This window comes from Candidatus Goldiibacteriota bacterium HGW-Goldbacteria-1, assembly GCA_002839855.1.
Classification (GTDB): Bacteria; Oederibacteriota; PGYV01; order PGYV01; family PGYV01; genus PGYV01.
In genome coordinates, this window is the sequence record PGYV01000003.1 from 83,155 (window position 1) to 99,456 (window position 16,302).

At 41.6% G+C, this 16,302-nt stretch carries 19 protein-coding genes; all 19 read left to right on the forward strand.

Annotation, left to right across the window (positions count from 1 at the left end):
• Positions 1–34 precede the first annotated feature (34 nt).
• The 19 genes from CVV21_03400 (at position 35) to CVV21_03490 (ending at position 16,302) form a co-directional block, all read left to right on the forward strand.
• Complete coding sequence (locus CVV21_03400; protein PKL92369.1) at positions 35–946, forward strand: hypothetical protein; 912 nt, start codon at positions 35–37, stop codon at positions 944–946.
• The gene (locus tag CVV21_03405) at positions 936–1,388 is read left to right on the forward strand and encodes a hypothetical protein (protein PKL92370.1); all 453 of its coding nucleotides are present in this window, start codon (positions 936–938) and stop codon (positions 1,386–1,388) included. The genes CVV21_03400 and CVV21_03405 overlap by 11 nt, the downstream gene beginning before the upstream one ends.
• Before the next feature lie 58 nt (positions 1,389–1,446).
• Positions 1,447–2,223, forward strand: a complete 777-nt coding sequence (gene rsmI / locus CVV21_03410; protein PKL92371.1) for a 16S rRNA (cytidine(1402)-2'-O)-methyltransferase — start codon at positions 1,447–1,449, stop codon at positions 2,221–2,223.
• Positions 2,224–2,258: 35 nt separating this feature from the next.
• Positions 2,259–2,540, forward strand: a complete 282-nt coding sequence (locus tag CVV21_03415) for a stage V sporulation protein S (GenBank protein PKL92372.1) — start codon at positions 2,259–2,261, stop codon at positions 2,538–2,540.
• 352 nt (positions 2,541–2,892) lie between these two features.
• The gene (locus CVV21_03420) at positions 2,893–3,498 is read left to right on the forward strand and encodes a hypothetical protein (protein PKL92373.1); all 606 of its coding nucleotides are present in this window, start codon (positions 2,893–2,895) and stop codon (positions 3,496–3,498) included.
• The gene (rpiB, locus tag CVV21_03425; protein ID PKL92374.1) at positions 3,495–3,944 is read left to right on the forward strand and encodes a ribose 5-phosphate isomerase B; all 450 of its coding nucleotides are present in this window, start codon (positions 3,495–3,497) and stop codon (positions 3,942–3,944) included. Before CVV21_03420 ends, rpiB begins: the two co-directional genes overlap by 4 nt.
• A gap of 19 nt (positions 3,945–3,963) precedes the next feature.
• Complete coding sequence (locus CVV21_03430; GenBank protein PKL92375.1) at positions 3,964–5,211, forward strand: serine hydroxymethyltransferase; 1,248 nt, start codon at positions 3,964–3,966, stop codon at positions 5,209–5,211.
• Positions 5,195–5,659 (forward strand): hypothetical protein, encoded by a 465-nt coding sequence (locus CVV21_03435; GenBank protein PKL92376.1) that lies wholly within the window; start codon positions 5,195–5,197, stop codon positions 5,657–5,659. Before CVV21_03430 ends, CVV21_03435 begins: the two co-directional genes overlap by 17 nt.
• Positions 5,634–6,272, forward strand: a complete 639-nt coding sequence (locus CVV21_03440; GenBank protein ID PKL92377.1) for a hypothetical protein — start codon at positions 5,634–5,636, stop codon at positions 6,270–6,272. Before CVV21_03435 ends, CVV21_03440 begins: the two co-directional genes overlap by 26 nt.
• The gene (locus tag CVV21_03445; protein PKL92378.1) at positions 6,273–6,698 is read left to right on the forward strand and encodes a hypothetical protein; all 426 of its coding nucleotides are present in this window, start codon (positions 6,273–6,275) and stop codon (positions 6,696–6,698) included.
• A 22-nt stretch (positions 6,699–6,720) separates the two neighbouring features.
• On the forward strand, positions 6,721–9,009 hold the full coding sequence (locus CVV21_03450) for a hypothetical protein (GenBank protein PKL92379.1): 2,289 nt from the start codon (positions 6,721–6,723) through the stop codon (positions 9,007–9,009).
• Positions 9,006–9,470 carry a transcriptional regulator NrdR gene (locus tag CVV21_03455; protein PKL92380.1) on the forward strand — a complete coding sequence of 155 codons (465 nt, stop codon included), beginning with the start codon at positions 9,006–9,008 and terminating at the stop codon, positions 9,468–9,470. The genes CVV21_03450 and CVV21_03455 overlap by 4 nt, the downstream gene beginning before the upstream one ends.
• The gene (locus CVV21_03460; GenBank protein ID PKL92381.1) at positions 9,471–11,291 is read left to right on the forward strand and encodes a hypothetical protein; all 1,821 of its coding nucleotides are present in this window, start codon (positions 9,471–9,473) and stop codon (positions 11,289–11,291) included.
• Complete coding sequence (locus tag CVV21_03465) at positions 11,288–12,607, forward strand: hypothetical protein (protein PKL92382.1); 1,320 nt, start codon at positions 11,288–11,290, stop codon at positions 12,605–12,607. The genes CVV21_03460 and CVV21_03465 overlap by 4 nt, the downstream gene beginning before the upstream one ends.
• 15 nt (positions 12,608–12,622) lie before the next feature.
• Complete coding sequence (locus CVV21_03470; protein PKL92383.1) at positions 12,623–13,315, forward strand: hypothetical protein; 693 nt, start codon at positions 12,623–12,625, stop codon at positions 13,313–13,315.
• Positions 13,316–13,332: 17 nt separating this feature from the next.
• Positions 13,333–14,019, forward strand: coding sequence for a hypothetical protein (locus CVV21_03475; GenBank protein ID PKL92384.1), 687 nt, complete (start codon positions 13,333–13,335; stop codon positions 14,017–14,019).
• A gap of 11 nt (positions 14,020–14,030) precedes the next feature.
• Positions 14,031–14,999, forward strand: coding sequence for an acetyl-CoA carboxylase carboxyl transferase subunit alpha (locus CVV21_03480; GenBank protein ID PKL92385.1), 969 nt, complete (start codon positions 14,031–14,033; stop codon positions 14,997–14,999).
• A 2-nt stretch (positions 15,000–15,001) separates the two neighbouring features.
• Complete coding sequence (locus tag CVV21_03485; protein ID PKL92386.1) at positions 15,002–15,757, forward strand: hypothetical protein; 756 nt, start codon at positions 15,002–15,004, stop codon at positions 15,755–15,757.
• Positions 15,757–16,302 (forward strand): hypothetical protein, encoded by a 546-nt coding sequence (locus CVV21_03490; protein ID PKL92387.1) that lies wholly within the window; start codon positions 15,757–15,759, stop codon positions 16,300–16,302. The genes CVV21_03485 and CVV21_03490 overlap by 1 nt, the downstream gene beginning before the upstream one ends.

Below are 16,302 nucleotides of genomic sequence, written 5' to 3' on the forward strand. Positions count from 1 at the left end.
AACGCATTCAATACACTTACATGGAGAGACTCTTATGAAGAATGTGCTTGAAAATCTTGTTAAAGTTTCAGCTTTTATACTTGCTATAGCCGCAATTCCGGCCGTTATGAAACTGGGGCCAAAATGGATTCTTCCCGTGCTTTTTATTCTTAATTTCTCTATTGCCGCAGCTTATGTGCTTTCAGGATTTATAGCCGGCATGACGGTTCTTTTTATTTCTTCGGCCGCGTATATCCTTGCGTTTTTAAGGTTAACCGCGCTTAAGGCGGAAATCTGGCCGGTCATTGCGGATGCTGTTATCGCCATAGCGGTTTTTATGATAGTAAAAAAATATGACGAAGCAAGCTCTTATCATAAAAGTTCCATGTCTGATGAATTAAAAAAACTTGAAGGCGAACATGATGCCCTTATTAAACATAAAATAAGCCTTGAAGCCGGGCTTCAGGCAAACAGGGATAAAGCGGAAAAATATAAAAAACTTGATGAAATCCGCTGCGGAATAGGCCGTTATGAAATGTTCAGCGACAAGATGCGTTATCTTTTAAAAAGCATTATTTCAATTTTTCACAGCGATAAAAAGATAACGCTTTTTCTTATAAAAGAAAATAAATCCATTAAGATATCGGCGGACAGGGAAAATGACGTAATGGTGGCGGAACGGGACGCAGAAAGCCTGTACCTTAAAAACTTTGATGAGTGGATAATTTCAAGCAAAAAAAGCATAATAATATCGGATATGAACAAAGAGATAAGGTTTAAAGAACACAAATCCGACGATATACGCTCGCTTATAGGCGTGCCTGTTTTTGCGGGCAGTGAAATAGTGGGGCTGCTTAAAATCACTTCCGCTTCACCATCTGTTTTTAACCAGGAAGATTTAAGATTTCTTGATATGGTGGGCGCGGTAGCGGGTAAAGTGCTGGAGGTGGAAGAGTATGCAAAATAAGAATTTAGTGGTGGGATTTGCAATTGCGGTAATTGTTTTTTCCTGCGTAATGACTGCGCTTGCCGATGAGGCAAAATACGGGCATATCTTCTTTCACCTGTTTATAATCGCGGCGGGTATTTTTGCGGTGTATCTTCAGGCAAAAAACGCTGTGATAACACTTATGATAGCAGCGTCGGCGGTGTGGGCAATAGGGCTTTTTGGCGGGCTGGAAGATGTGGCGCCTTTAATGGCGGAAACCGCAGTGATTATTTTATTTGCCGTTATTATGGGGTTAAAAGAGGCGGCTTTTAAAACAGAAAAACTTAAACTTGTAAACGTCCTTACATATAAGAAAGAACAGCTTGCAATAACGCATAAAGAAGCGCTGGCAATGGAAAAAGAGAACACGCATATAACCGAAGAAATAAAAAAATACAGAAAAAATCTGACGGGTAACTGATTTGCCGAAGCCCGGTAAACTTTATGTGGTCTCTACTCCTGTCGGTAATTTAAGAGACATGTCCGCCAGGGCAGTGGAGGTTTTAAAGTCAAGCGGCTTGGTCATAGCGGAAGACACCAGGGTAACGGGGAATTTATTTTCACATTTTGATATACATTCGCCGATAATTTCCTGCCATAAATTCAATGAAAAAAGCAGGACGGCGGAGATAATAGAAAGAATCAATAATGGGACAGACGTGGCGCTTGTATCGGACGCTGGAACCCCGCTTATGTCTGACCCCGGCTATGTGGTTGTAAACGCTGTAATAGAGGCCGGGCTTGATGTAATAGCGGTACCGGGAGCGTCTGCATTGCTTGCGGCTGCGGTAGTATCCGGTTTTGACCCCGGGCGGTTTTTGTTTTACGGTTTTCTTGAAAAAAAAGAGGGTGCGGCAAAAAAGGAACTGGAAACTGTGGGCAAACTGCCGTATCCGGTTGTGATATATGAAGCTCCTTCAAGGATTGTAAAGACGCTTGAACATATAGCGCAGGTGCTTCCCGGAAGGCAGGTGTCTGTATCCAAAGAAATTACAAAACTTTACGAACGCACCTTCAGGGGAAATCCTTTAGAAATAATTGAAAAACTGACAGGCGATTTGTTAAAAGGCGAGTTTGTAATAGTTTTAGGGCCGGCTGATGTTAAAGCGCAGGAAGAAGATAATGAAATAATGGCTGTTAAATATCTGGCGGAACTGATAGGACAGGGAAAGTCTAAAAGCGAAGCCGCGAAAATTGCCGCCGCGGAATACAATGTCAGCAAGAACGACCTGTATAAAAAAGCACACGAAGCATAAGGCAATGACGCAAGGCGCATAGCGGAGGTAATAATATGGAAATAATGAAGCTAAAGGTATCAGCGTCAAGCAATCCGAAATCCGTGGCAGGGTCAATAGTTAACAATATCAGGGAGGGAAAGGAAGTTGAAATTGTGGCAATGGGGCCCAATGCCATTAATCAGACTGTAAAAGCAGTTGCCATTTCACGCGAATACATTAACCCGGAAGGAATTGACCTTATCTGCAAAATTGGCTTTACCCACCTGGAACTTGACGGCGAGAAAAAAAGCGCCGTGGTTATCCGCGTTTTCCCGGAAAAGAAAGAACAGCAGTAATTTTTAGCAATAGCAGGTATTCAAGTATTAGCCCGCAGCGGGCTGTAAAAACATGGTATTAATTGATATTTTCAGGATTTAATCACGCAAACCGGACCGGAATTGGCGGATTTTTAAGTTATAAAGCGGCGCGTTTCATTTCATATCACGGAATTCTTCTTTGCCCTTATCGTTGTTGACCTGCCCCTGTTTTTTATATATAATATATTAATTAAAATACGTAATTGAATAATATGTTTTTTTTGGTTTTACCTGAAAAGTCCTTTTAAAAAAGGGTGAAAATGGCGTTTTACCATAAAAAGGAACAGAAGCGGGCTTATTTTACCGCTGAAAAAAATATTCGGAGGCCAATTTGAAAAAAATAATCAGTGCGGCTCTTTTTATCTTTTTATTTTCCGCCGGATTGTTTGCTGATACGGTTATCCTGAAAGACGAGCAAAAGTTTGAAGCGGATGTCATTTCGTTTGATTCATATTATCTTACGGTTAAACTGCCCAATGGCGTACAGACCAATATACCGTGGGGGGAAGTAAGATATATTAAACACACCACCACAGCGTCAAGCTGGCTTGAAGAAGAATACATGTCAGCGGATGACGCGGAAGTGACTTCTTTGATTACTCCTTTGAATAAGGATGAAGCTTTTCAGAAAGCTATTTTTCCGGGGCTTGTGCTGCACGGCGCCGGCCATTTTTATGGCAAGGACCAGAATACAGGGCTTTCTTTAATGAGCGCGGAAATAGTCTCCCTTATCATCATGGGAATGAGCGTACAGCAGTTCTTTGCACCTGCGGAACCGGGATATGATTACGGTGTGACCAAGGCAGTCTTTATTTCGGGTGTGACCATATTTACGCTTTCCTGGCTGTGGGATATTATTTTCGCTCCGCAGGCAGTTGAAAAATTTAATTCAGAAAACGAGTTTCTTATAAACGCCCTTCCCGGAGGCAATCAATGAAAATAGCGCTTGCCAGCGACCACGCCGGATTGGAATTAAAGGATTTCATAAAACACCATCTGGAAAAGCAGGGGCACGAAGTAAAGGATTACGGCACATACACGGAAGAGTCTTGTGATTATACCGATTTTGCTGAACTTGCCTGTGATGCGGTTATTAAAGGCGCTTCTGAAAGGGCAATGCTTTTCTGCGGCACGGGTATCGGAATGTCAATTGTTGCCAATAAGATAAAGGGCATTTACGCGGCGCTGGTGGATAATACATTTTCCGCCGGAATGACAAGGCGCCACAATGACAGTAATGTGCTGGTGATGCCGGGCAGGATAATAGGCAAAGATATAGCGAAAGAAATAGCTGATATCTGGATTGCCACCCAATACGAAGGCGGCAGGCACGACAGGCGGCTTAACAAGATCAAAGCAGTTGAAAATAAAAATATGAAATAATATTACGGAGGTAATAATAATGGATTTTACAAAGTACATTGAAGCTGTAGACAGTGAAGTGGCGGAAATAATTAAGGATGAAGTGAAAAGAAATCAGGAAACACTTTTGATGATAGCATCGGAAAACTACGCGGATGAAGCCGTGCTTCAGGCGCAGGGTTCTGTATTTACAAATAAGTACGCTGAAGGATACCCGACAAAACGTTTTTATCAGGGCGTGGGCAATTCAGACAGGGTGGAACAGCTTGCCATTGACAGGGCAAAGCAGCTGTTCGGCGCGGAACACGCTAATGTGCAGCCAAACTCGGGCTCGCAGGCAAACCAGGCAGTTTATCTTGCCATGCTGCAGCCGGGAGACGCCATACTTGGAATGAACCTTGCGGCGGGCGGGCATTTAACGCACGGGGCGTCGGCATCTTCATCCGGTAAACTTTACAAGGCGCACGCTTACTCTGTTGACAAAGAGACATACACCCTTGATTATAATGAAATTTCGGCAATAGCAAAAGAAGTGCAGCCAAAAATAATAGTGGCGGGAGCATCAGCATACCCGCGTCAGATAGACTTTAAAAAATTCAGAGAAATAGCGGATTCTGTGGGCGCGCTGCTTATGTGTGACATAGCACATTACGCCGGGCTTGTGGCCGCAAAACTTTTTCCTGACCCTGTCCCGTATGCCGATTTTGTCACAACCACCACGCACAAGACCCTAAAAGGGCCAAGGGGCGGAATGGTAATGTGCAAAGAAAAATACGCCAAACAGATTAATTCCGCTGTGTTTCCGGGACTGCAGGGCGGGCCCCTTATGCACGTGATTGCGGCAAAGGCTATTTGTTTTAAGGAAGCTATGACTCCGGCTTTTAAGGATTATCAGGTGCAGGTAATGAAGAATGCCCAGGCGCTTGCCGCTGAACTTCTTAAAAAAGGGTATAAAATTTTAACCGGCGGCACCGACTGCCACATGATACTTCTGGATTTAAGGCCTAACAAAATCAACGGGCGTGATTCAGCGCGCGCGCTTGAAGAAGCGGGAATAACATTAAATAAAAACGGAGTACCTTTTGATACTGAAAGCCCGTTTATCACATCGGGTATCAGGATAGGCACGCCGGCCATCACTGCGCGCGGAATGAAAGAAGGGGAAATGAAACTTATAGCGGACTGGATGGATCAGGTCCTTAAAAATATCGGGGACGCGGCTTTAAAAGAAAAAATACGGCAGGAAGTAAAGTTGCTTTGCGCCAAGTTCCCTGTTTACGACAAATAAAAGGGGGATAAGGGTGAAAACAGGGGGACAGAAAGGTTTTACTTTAATAGAACTGCTGGTGGTTGTTGCTATTGTAGGGCTGCTTGCAGCGGTGGCAATACCAAAATACAAGAACCTGCTTGAAAAGGCAAACCTTGGCACCACTATGGGTAATTTGTCTTCGCTTAGGTCTTCGCTGTCAATATATTACGCCACCAATATGAATTTTCCGGATTCAATAGATCCGGCAGTAGAACCTGCATTTATGTCTGCGCTTAACGGGTATGTCCCGTATGTTAAGGCGAAACATCCTGCGGACACTCCCCCTTATGGGAACGATGTAACTGTAAGTACGGCGGAAGGGCCGGCAACAGCAGGCACGGGATGGTATTACAATTATACTAACGGAGTGGTGCTTATTAATTCTATTGCTTCTGATATTAATGGAAATATTTATTCCGCTTATTAAATGGAGGGAACCTATGGATACAAAAGGTTACAAGCGTAAAATATATATAGTTGATAAGAAATTTCAGTTTAAGTTTGTAATAATGCTTCTTTTTTTTATACTGGTGACAGTTTTTACCGTATCATTTACAACTTTTTATGTGATATGGCAGAATGTCATTGAAGAGTTCTTTTTTGTTCCGGAAGCGTCAAAAAAACTGGGCGAAATATACCTGCGCACAAGCGAGCTTCTTATACTTCCTTTAATAGTCCTTTCGGCTATTGCAGGTATTGCGGGTGTGCTGATTTCTCACAGGATAGCCGGCCCTGTTTACAGGATGAAAAAGGTTTCTGAAGAAATTGCAAAGGGTAATTTATGCGTAAACGTAAAATTCAGAAAGAGTGATGAACTTCACGGCCTGGCTGATTCAATGAATGCCATGATAACAGGGGTAAGGAACCTTGTTAAAGAGGACAGAAGCACAATAAACAAAATTATGGCGGTATCTGATAAACTGACTAAGGACGTGAAAAAGAACAAAGGGCTTAAGTCGGAAGTTAAAAAAACAATTAATGAACTGAACAGCATAATAAAAACACTTAAAAAAAATTCAGGCAGGTTTAAAACAGAATAAATGTACGAAAATAATAAAGGTTTTACTTTAATTGAACTTATGGTGGTTGTTGCCATTATTGCTTTATTGGCTGCTGTTGCTGTGCCTAAGTTCGGGCAGATGCTGGAAAAGGCAAATCTTGGAGCCACGCTTGGAAATTTATCAGCTATACGCGGTGCGGTTCATATTTACTATGGCAGCAACACGTATTTTCCGGAAAACCTGAATGATGATGCTCCATGGGTAAAAGAGTTAATTGGCAATCAATTACCTGCGGTTAAGTGTGCATATCCGTTACACGCTTCTCCCAGGGGAAATCAGGTGACATTAGGCGATTTAATACCCTCAACTGAAGGTAAAGGGTGGTATTACAATTTAGGGAAAGGATGGATTTACATCAATTCCGTTGCAAGTGATATTAAAGGCATTAATTATACTGTTTATTAAATTAAAATAAAATCGAGGAAAAATGGATACCAGGAAACTTGGAGGAAAATTTATAGAACTTGCGGTGCTGTCAATGGTGCTGCTTATACCGGTTATTTTTTATACAAGGACTAATGATGTTTTCGAAATTAATAAAATGTATATTTTCAGATTTTTTACAATTATGGGAGCCGCGGTATGGCTTATAAAAATAATAATTGACGGCGGGTTTTCTTTTGTAAAAACCGCTTTTGATTTTCCGGTGCTTGGGCTTCTGGCGGTTTCTCTGCTCTCAACGGTTGTCACCGCAAATCTGAATGTATCGTTATTCGGAGTATACGAGGATTTTGAGGGTATTTTAACCGTGATTAATTACACGGTCTTTTTCTTTCTGCTTGTCAATTTTACCGGGACAGACCGTTCTGTTAAAAAAATAATAACCCTGACAATTACAGCCACTGTATTCATAACCGCCTACGGTTTCGCGCAGAATTTTGGCATTGATTTTATCAGGTGGAATCCGGAAACATATAACCCGGGAAGGTTCTTTTCAACGCTGGGCAACCCTAACTTTCTTGCGGCGTATCTGGTGGAAATCCTGCCGCTATTTTTTATCCTCTTCTTTATTACCAAAGATACCTTTAAGAAGTCAGCAGTCCTGTTTATGCTTGTTGCCGCTGTGGTAATACTTTTTCTGACAAAATCAAGGGCGGGTTTTTTAAGTTTTATTGTTACGCTTATTTTAGTGATAATTTATACATTCATAGATTCTAAAAAAGAAAAAAATGGAATTTTTGCATCCAATAAATATTGGTTTTTGGGTTTTGTAATTATATTTGGTGTAACCGCAGTTTTTTCTGACAAGGTGCAGGAAGCTTTCAGGGATCTTTATACAAGGATAACATTTATCTTCACAGAGGGTGTAAATAAGACGCCCAGGGTATATATCTGGAAAAGCGCGCTTATGATGTTTCGGGACAATCCCATACTGGGGAAAGGGCTTGATACGTTTCAGGTAATGTTTCCATATTACCGGCTTCCGGAATACTGGAGGATAGAGTGGAACGGAACTCCTGAAAAGACCCACAATATTTTTTTACAGTACCTTTCCACGCAGGGAATAGCGGGTTTTGGTATGTATATGCTGCTTTTGGCGGCTTTCTTTAAAAAAGCTTTTAATGTGGTTTTCGGCGAAAAAAATACCACAAGAAGGTATATAGCTTTCGGTTTTTTCATGATGGTAATAGCATATTTTATACAGGGCCTTTTTAATTATACGGTTGTGGCATATGGTTTTATGTTCTGGATAGCCCTCGCGGTGATTCTTATAATGGGCGGGATTAACAGCAGAACATCATGGCATCCGCTTGCGTTTATAAAAAACAACACCGTCTTATTTGTGTGGACATCGGCATTCCTTACACTTGCGTTAACAGCAATGCTGACCCGTTACTGGGCTGCTGATATGTATTATAAAGTGGGCAATATTGCGGCTGAGACGCAGGGGATAGAACAGCGGTCGCTGGAATTTTATAATAAAGCCGTAAAGATGAATCCGTTCAGGGAAATTTACTGGGTAAAATACGGAATAGGTTTTGAACGGTGCGCCAGGGCCGAACAGGACACCGCACGGGTGAAACACTTTATTCAGCAGGCAATAAATATACATACCCACACGCTTAAATTGAATGATAAAAACGGGTATAATTACAATAATATAGCGCGTTCTTACAAGTTTTTTGGGGAAAAAGTGGATAGAAATGGTTACAATGAAGCCGTAAAATATTACGATGAAGCCATGAAAAGGGATCCCAATAACGCTTATTTTGCGCTTGATCTGGCAACTGTTTTTATAAATTCCGGCGAATTTGAAAGGGCGGCGAATTTATGCCAAAAGTATTCGGAAATGTACCCGTTATTTGCCACCCCATACAGCTACCTTGGTTATATTCACATGCTGGCCGGCAGAAACGCAAAAGATAAAAAACAGACTGCGGAATTTCTGGAACGCTCAAGGCAATATTATGAAAAAGCGGTGGAACCTGATAAGCTATGGTACAGGGACAACATATCCATGTCTTCCAGTTTCAGTAATCTGGCGATAATTTATTTTAACAGCGGAAAGGTTAAGATGGCAGAAGATACTTTTAACAGGGCGCTTGAACTATGGCCGCAGTACAGGGAAGGGTATTATAACCTTGCCATGCTGTATGAAAATATTAACAACCTGCAGATGGCGGCAGACACCTATAAACGGATGCTTTCTATTTTTCCTAAAGATGAAAAGGCGATTGCTGAACTTGAAAAATTGTCAGGGAGGGGAATAAGATGAAGTGTCCTTACTGCAGCCATAAATCGGATAAAGTTGTTGATTCCAGGGAAAGCAAAGACGGTGAAGCCATAAGGCGCAGAAGAGAGTGCCTTAAGTGCACAAAAAGGTACACCACATATGAACAGATAGAACATTCCCTGCCCATGGTGGTTAAAAAAGACAACAGGCGCGAGCCGTTTGACCGCAAGAAAATATTAAACGGATTGATAAAGGCGTGTGAAAAACGGCCTGTATCTGTGGAACAGCTTGAAGAAGTGGTGGATGAAATAGAAAAACAGCTTTACAGCAAGATGGAAAAAGAAGTGCCTTCAACGGTTATCGGGAATATTATAATGGAAAAACTTGCGCTTATGGATGAAGTGGCATACGTAAGATTTGCCTCTGTTTACAGGCAGTTTAAGGACATAAACGCTTTTACTAAGGAACTTAAGAAGTTCCTTACGGAAAAGAATGATAAATAAATGATGCGTGCCGGAGGCGTAAAAAATTATCCGGCTAAAATTATAGAAATTTTAATTTTATCTTTCATCTCTGTTTTTCTGTTGTTTGGCGGGGCAACCGCTGTCTTTTATGAAAATCATACCGTAAAACTTATATGCCTTGGTATTTATGTTTCTGCGGCAGTTTTCTTTGGCATGTTTTACGGCGGTAAGAAATTAAGTCTTATGGCGCTTGCTCTGATAACATTGACGGCGGCGCTTTCTTTATCCGGGATTTTTAACAGGGAATTAAATAATGTTTTAAAGGCAGAGCAGCTGTATTTGTTTTTGAATATTCTTTTTATTACAGTTGTGGTGCAGTCTATACAGGTAAATGTAAAAAAAGCGTCTTTGATAATTGTACTGGCCGCTGCCGTGTCTGTAATCACCGGCTTGGTACAGGCAGTCTTTTTTACCTTTGGCGCCGAAATGCTCTTTAAAAATTATTTTTACGGCAGGATATATTCATTGTTTGGAAATCCTGATAATTTTGCGGTTTTTTTGGTTTTTTCCGCGCCGTTTATCCTGCAAAGAAATATTAATGCCGGGTATAAACTTAAAATTTTACTGTATCTGCTGTCGGTTTTAGCGGTGCTTTTAACCGGCAGCGCAGCGGGGATAGCTGTTTTTGCAGCTGTATCAGCCGCGGCATTAATAATACAGTCAAAGGACAAAAAGAAAACGCTTGTTCTGTCAGTTATAATAGTAATGGCGGCAGCCGTATTTTCTGTTTTTATATTGAACGGGAAAAAGGAATCTGTTTCTATAAGGCTGTTTTTATGGAACGCTTCTGTAAAAATGGCTGCGGCACAGCCTTTGTTTGGAATTGGGGCGGCGAATTTCAGGGTGCAGTCGCCTTATTATCAGTCACTTGTATTTGAAAAACAGGACAATAAGGCATTAACTCCGCATGATGAAGCGTATGCGCATAATGATTATCTGCAGATTATTGCGGAAACGGGTATATTTGGATTCCTGTGTTTTATTTTTGCCGTAATTGCCGCGCTGGCAGCTCTCTGCCGCGCGCGTAACTACACGGCAATTATGGCGCTGTCTGCTATTCTTGCATGCGCTTTTACGCATTTCCCTTTTAATATACCTTATTTTGCCGTGCTTTTTTTTGTTAGTGCGGCGGTTTTTGGAAAGGATATATTCATCATCAGTATTAAACCGATTTTTATAATCGCGGCAGCGTCAGTAATTATATTTTTCAATATCATTTTAACGGGCGATATTTTTATGAGAAATCATCTGGTATATCAGATGTCTTCATATATCAATGCGGGAAAAGCAAAATATGCGGCGCTTTACACGGAATTATTTCAGCGCCATATTAAAAATGATTATCAGGGTTCTTTTTACGCGGGCCTTGTTATGTCGGGCATCGGCCGGACAGCACAGGCAGAGGAGTACTACACCAATGCGCTGCGGTTATTTCCTTATTTTGAAGGCGCACTTTTTAACCGTGGTAATTTGTATTTCAGGGATGGAAACTTTGACAAAGCCGCAGAAAACTATACTAAACTGCTTCAAATAAACCCTTTAAACACATCGGCGATGAATAATATGGGCAAGGCTTTAATTGAACAGAAAGAATATGAAAAGGCCGTTTTATTGCTTGAAAAAGCACCGCCTTCACAGGACGATATGTATGTAAAATATAATCTTGCGCTTGCTTATTTTATGTTAGATAATACTATAAAAGCATCGGAGACACTGAAAAAAGTTTTAGAAAATTCACCTGATTTTATGCCGGCAAAAGAATTATTAAGTAAAATAAAAGACGGACACGGGGGCATATGAAAAGGTTTGTTTTATCGGTTTTAATTATGAACGTTATGTGTTCCTGTGTTTTTGCGGCTTTTGAAAAAGGCGCAATTCAGCAGCCCGGTGCGGTATCAGCCGGCGCCGGCTATGCGTGCACGGCAAAGTCTATTGGCGCAGATTCTGTATTTAATAATCCGGCATCTCTTTTTATTTCAGAATCGTCGGGTCTATCATTAATGTATGGGAACATTGCAAATACAAAAGCTCAGGATATGTATGGGGTATTGTATGGATATATAAGGCCCTATCTTTCGGTTGCTGCTTCTGCCGGGACAATGTACAGGGAAAACACGGGGGAATACACATATCAGCTTACATTATCTGTACCTGTTTACAGGGAGGATTCATATTACTTTGGCGGCGGCTTTAATGTGAAATATCTGGTTTCATCTTACGGCGGTCAGGCATCGGCATTGACCGCGGATCTGGGCATGATTACGGTAATAAAGGATATTTGGTTTCTGGAACAAATTTCATTAGGGGCGGTTTATAAGGACATAAACGCAAGGTTAAGGCATGAAAACGGGCTGGAAGAGGATATTGATTCTGCTTTAAGCGCGGGTATTGCATTGCGTTATTCAGGTTTTGAATTATCAGGCGACTTTGACTATATAATGGATAGTAATGCTGATTTTTATAATTATTCCGTGGGGTTGTCAAAAAGCCTTATGATGTTTACATTAAGAACGGGTTTCGCGGGTTTTCAGACAATAGCACCCGCTTTTACCGCGGGAGCAGGTATTATTCTTGGGGATTTTGCGGTAGATTATGCTTTTATAGGCCACACAAGCTCGCTTGGGGCCACCCATAGGATAGAGGCGTTATATCAGTTTGACAGGCCTGTCACGGGGTATATACCGGCTCCTGTAAAGTGCGCGGTATATTCCGGCGATACAAAAGCGCTGGTAAAGTGGAGCTCTGTTTCGGGGAAGATTACACGGTACAGGCTTTATATAACACCCAAAAATGGCGATACAATTCAAAAGGAAACAGAAGGCAAGGCTGATATGGACTTTATAATTACAGGGCTGGAAAATGGTACGCAGTATAATGTGCAGATAGCGGCTTTTTCCGGCGGCCTTGAAAGCGAAAGGTCGGCGGTGCTTGCCGCAAAGCCATCTGCCATGAAGGATAAAGTGAAAATGTTTTACAAAAAGGCAGAACTGTTATATATTGATGGTAAATATAAAGCTGCAATAGATGCCCTTAAAGAGGCGGGAACGGCAGCCGCATTGACGGCTGAATATGTAATCTTTAAGGAAAGGCTTGAAAAATTGCGTAAAATAAAGTAAACGGAGCCTAAAAAAATGAAAAAAGTATTTATCCTGTTTGTGATGTTTTTAATTCCCATACTTGTTTTTGCCCAGGATAAAACTGACGCGGTTGATCCGGAAAAGTATTTTTCACAGGCAGCCGTTGCTTACATGGACGGCAAACTTGATGACGCCACCGTGTTTATCATGAGGGCGCTGCAGTTAAAGCCAAACAACCCCAAGTATTCCGGCCTTTATGACCTGATTGTTAAAGAAAGGGCGAACTTTAAAGAAATTTCAATACTTAATACGGTGAAAAAACCCAAATACATGGACGACAAACAATATAACCAGCTGCTTAATTATATTAACGCTTTAGAAAAAAATATTAAACGGCAGGCGGAAATGTCAAGAAACAGGGCGGAAAAAACCATAATTCTGCTGTCTGAACGCACAGGCGTAATAGAGAAACAACAGGATGAAATTGTAACCGGTTTAATACCGGCACAGCAGAAGCAGCTGGATTCGCTTGTGAATATTCAGGAAACCGGCTTTAATACGGCAAAATACGTGTCCGCGGTTATTTTATCCTTTATTTTAGCCCTTCTTTTTGTTATCATAGTTCATTTAAGGAATCTAAAAAAAGCTGAAGAGAGCATAAAATTCCTTAAAGTCAGACAGGATGAGCAGTATCAAAGGCTTGCTAAGATGGAAGAAGAACAGAAACGCCTGTCTGAAAAACCGTAAAATACGGAGGAAATTCCATGAAAAAAGGTATAATTAGTACTGTCCTTATTTTGTTTTTTGCTGTTTGTTCTTTTGGTACACAGGCAAGGAATATAGAACTTGTTGATGTTCCCACGGCAAACTCTATGCTTAAGGCTGAACTGCGTTATGATGTTAAGTTTTATGCCGGCGGCGGTGTTTTGAACAGGATATATGTGGGTGTTTTTGACAGGCTTATGATAGGCGCCGCGCTTAATGTAACAAATTTAGTGGGAAACGGACAGATTCAGGTGGTCTTGCCGCCTAAACTTCTGGGCAAATTCAGGATAACCGATGATGAAGGCGGAGTACCTGCCATAGCTATAGGGTATGAAGGCGAATCTTACCTGGATATGTATACAAGAGGGGTATTCATAAGCGTAACAAAAGAGATTGCTTTGGGTTCTGCTTTTATGCAGCTGACGGGTACAGTTTATACAAGTCAGTTCAGCGATATTATTATGAGCATGGACATGGGGGCCGGCGCGGCATTTGCCATTACACAGGATTTTATGATTTCTGCCGAAGTAGACAGCCTGTTCCGTGACAGTTCATTAAATCTTAACTGCGGAATAAGTTACAGGTTTGAACCTATAACCATTGAAGTAATATTAAAATACGGGCTTGGTGAAGATGACGTAAGGCATTCCAGAGTTTTAAGGCTGACTTATATAAGCTACTTTTAAGGAGAACCCACATGCCGGTTGACAAACCACTTGAATTTGAAAAACCTATACTTGAAATTAAAAAGAAGATAGGGGAACTGAAACTTTTATCCGCTGAAGGCAAGATTAATGCCGATGCGGAGATTAAAACTCTTGAAGCAAAGATGGAAGTTTTAAGGCAGGATATTTATAAAAATCTTTCTTCCTGGCAGGTAGTTCAGATAATGAGGCATGTGGGAAGGCCCAAAATGCTGGATTTTGTCTCGTTAATGTGCACCGATTTCCAGGAGCTGCACGGGGACAGGGCTTTTAAAGACGATAAAGCCATGGTGGGCGGAACCGCAAAAATTGACGGTATTCCGGTTATGCTTATAGGGCTTCAGAAAGGAAAAGACACAAAAGAAAACCTTTTTAGAAACTTTGGAATGGCGCAGCCTGAAGGGTACAGAAAAGCTTTAAGGCTGATGAAAACAGCAGAGAAATTTAATGTGCCAATAGTGACATTTGTTGATACAAGCGGCGCTTATCCCGGTCTGGAAAGCGAAGAGCGCGGGGTGGCGGAAGCTATTGCAAGAAATCTTCATGAAATGGCAAGAATAAAGGTGCCGATAATTGTCTGTGTAATAGGCGAAGGCGGAAGCGGCGGAGCGCTTGGCGTGGGTGTCGGAGACAGGATACTTATGTTAAAGTATGCCACATACAGTGTTATATCTTTTGAAGGTGCTGCGGCCATTCTTTGGAAAGACAGTACAAAAGCCGCGGAAGCAGCAAAAGTTTTAAAGCCGACTGCGCAGGATTTGTTACAAATAAAAGTCATAGATGAAATAGTGGAAGAACCGGTTGAAGGTGCCCACAGGGATTATGATGCAACGGCAGCAAATCTTAAAACAGCAATTGTGAAGAATCTTAAGGAACTCATGGATACGCCTGCTGACAAGCTTCTTGATGACAGGTACAATAAATTCAGGAACATGGGTTTTTTTACCAGGAGTAACGGATAAAAATGAAAAAAATACTTACAGCTGTATTATTTATTATTTTCAGTATTTCCTGCTATGCGGCGCAGTCAACAATGCCGCCCGCATCAGAAGAACCGGAAAACAATTATCAGACAGTGGTGGTGCTTGACCCGGGCCATGGCGGGGGGGAATGGGGCGCGTCAGCCGGGGCAATGCAGGAAAAAAACATAAATTTAAAGATAGCCCTGCTGGTTAAAAAGAAGCTGGAAGCTTCAGGGAATTCATTAAAAGTCATAATTACAAGAAAGGATGATACCTTTGTTAATGTAAAAGACAGGGTTGGCATCGCAAATAACAGCAAGGCGGATTTTTTTGTATGCATACACAGCGACAATCTGCCGCAGGAAAATATAAAAGGTTACGCGGTTTATCATTTTTATTCGCCTTTCCCGGCACAGGGAAACGGGGAACTGGTGGTAAAGTGGGATGATGTTCAAAAAAAACACATGGGACAGTCGGCAAAAGCGGCCGAGTCCATATCAAAATACCTTTCGGCCTCGCTGATACCGGAGTCTAAAAATACTGCATCGTCGGGCAATGATATTCTTCCGCTTGCGTCGCGCGGGGTAAGAAAAACCAGGTCATACTGTTTAAATGGCGCTGATATGCCGGCTGTACTTATAGAAACGGGAAATATAAATAATAAAGATGATGCCTCGGCATTGAAGGACGATAAAGTATTAAATTCTATCGCCTATCATATAAAAGAAGGCATACTTGCCTATTTAAGGGTGAAATAATGAGTAAAAAAGTTTTTCTAATTTTAATTTGTGTGCTGGCAGCAGCCCTTGCCGTGTTTTTGGCGGTAAAAAAAGGCGCGGTAAAAAGTGATTCGCAGAGTGTAATTGCCGCGATTAAGGTTTACAGCGACGGTGACAAAAAAAGCCCGGTGGATATATATTTTACGGACACTGAAACGGAAAAATTTCTGGTTTATAAGACGGAAATATTTGAAAATAAGCTGATGGAAAACCGCATTAAGCAGGTGCTTTTAATACTTTTCTCCGCTCCTCCTGAAGGGTATCTTACATACATACCGCACGGAAGCGCGGTCAGGGAAGTGTTTATGGACCCGAACGGTATCTGTTATGTCGACCTTGACAGCGGAATTACCGCTAATTTTAAAGGCGGCACATCGGCGGAAAACCACGCGGTGTACGCTATTGTGAATACGATTATGAAAAACTTTGCAAAAGTAAACGGAGTAAGATTTTTAATAGACGGCAAAGAAGCGGAAACGCTTGCCGGCCATATAAAGATAGACGGCATTCTTAGAGCTGATTAA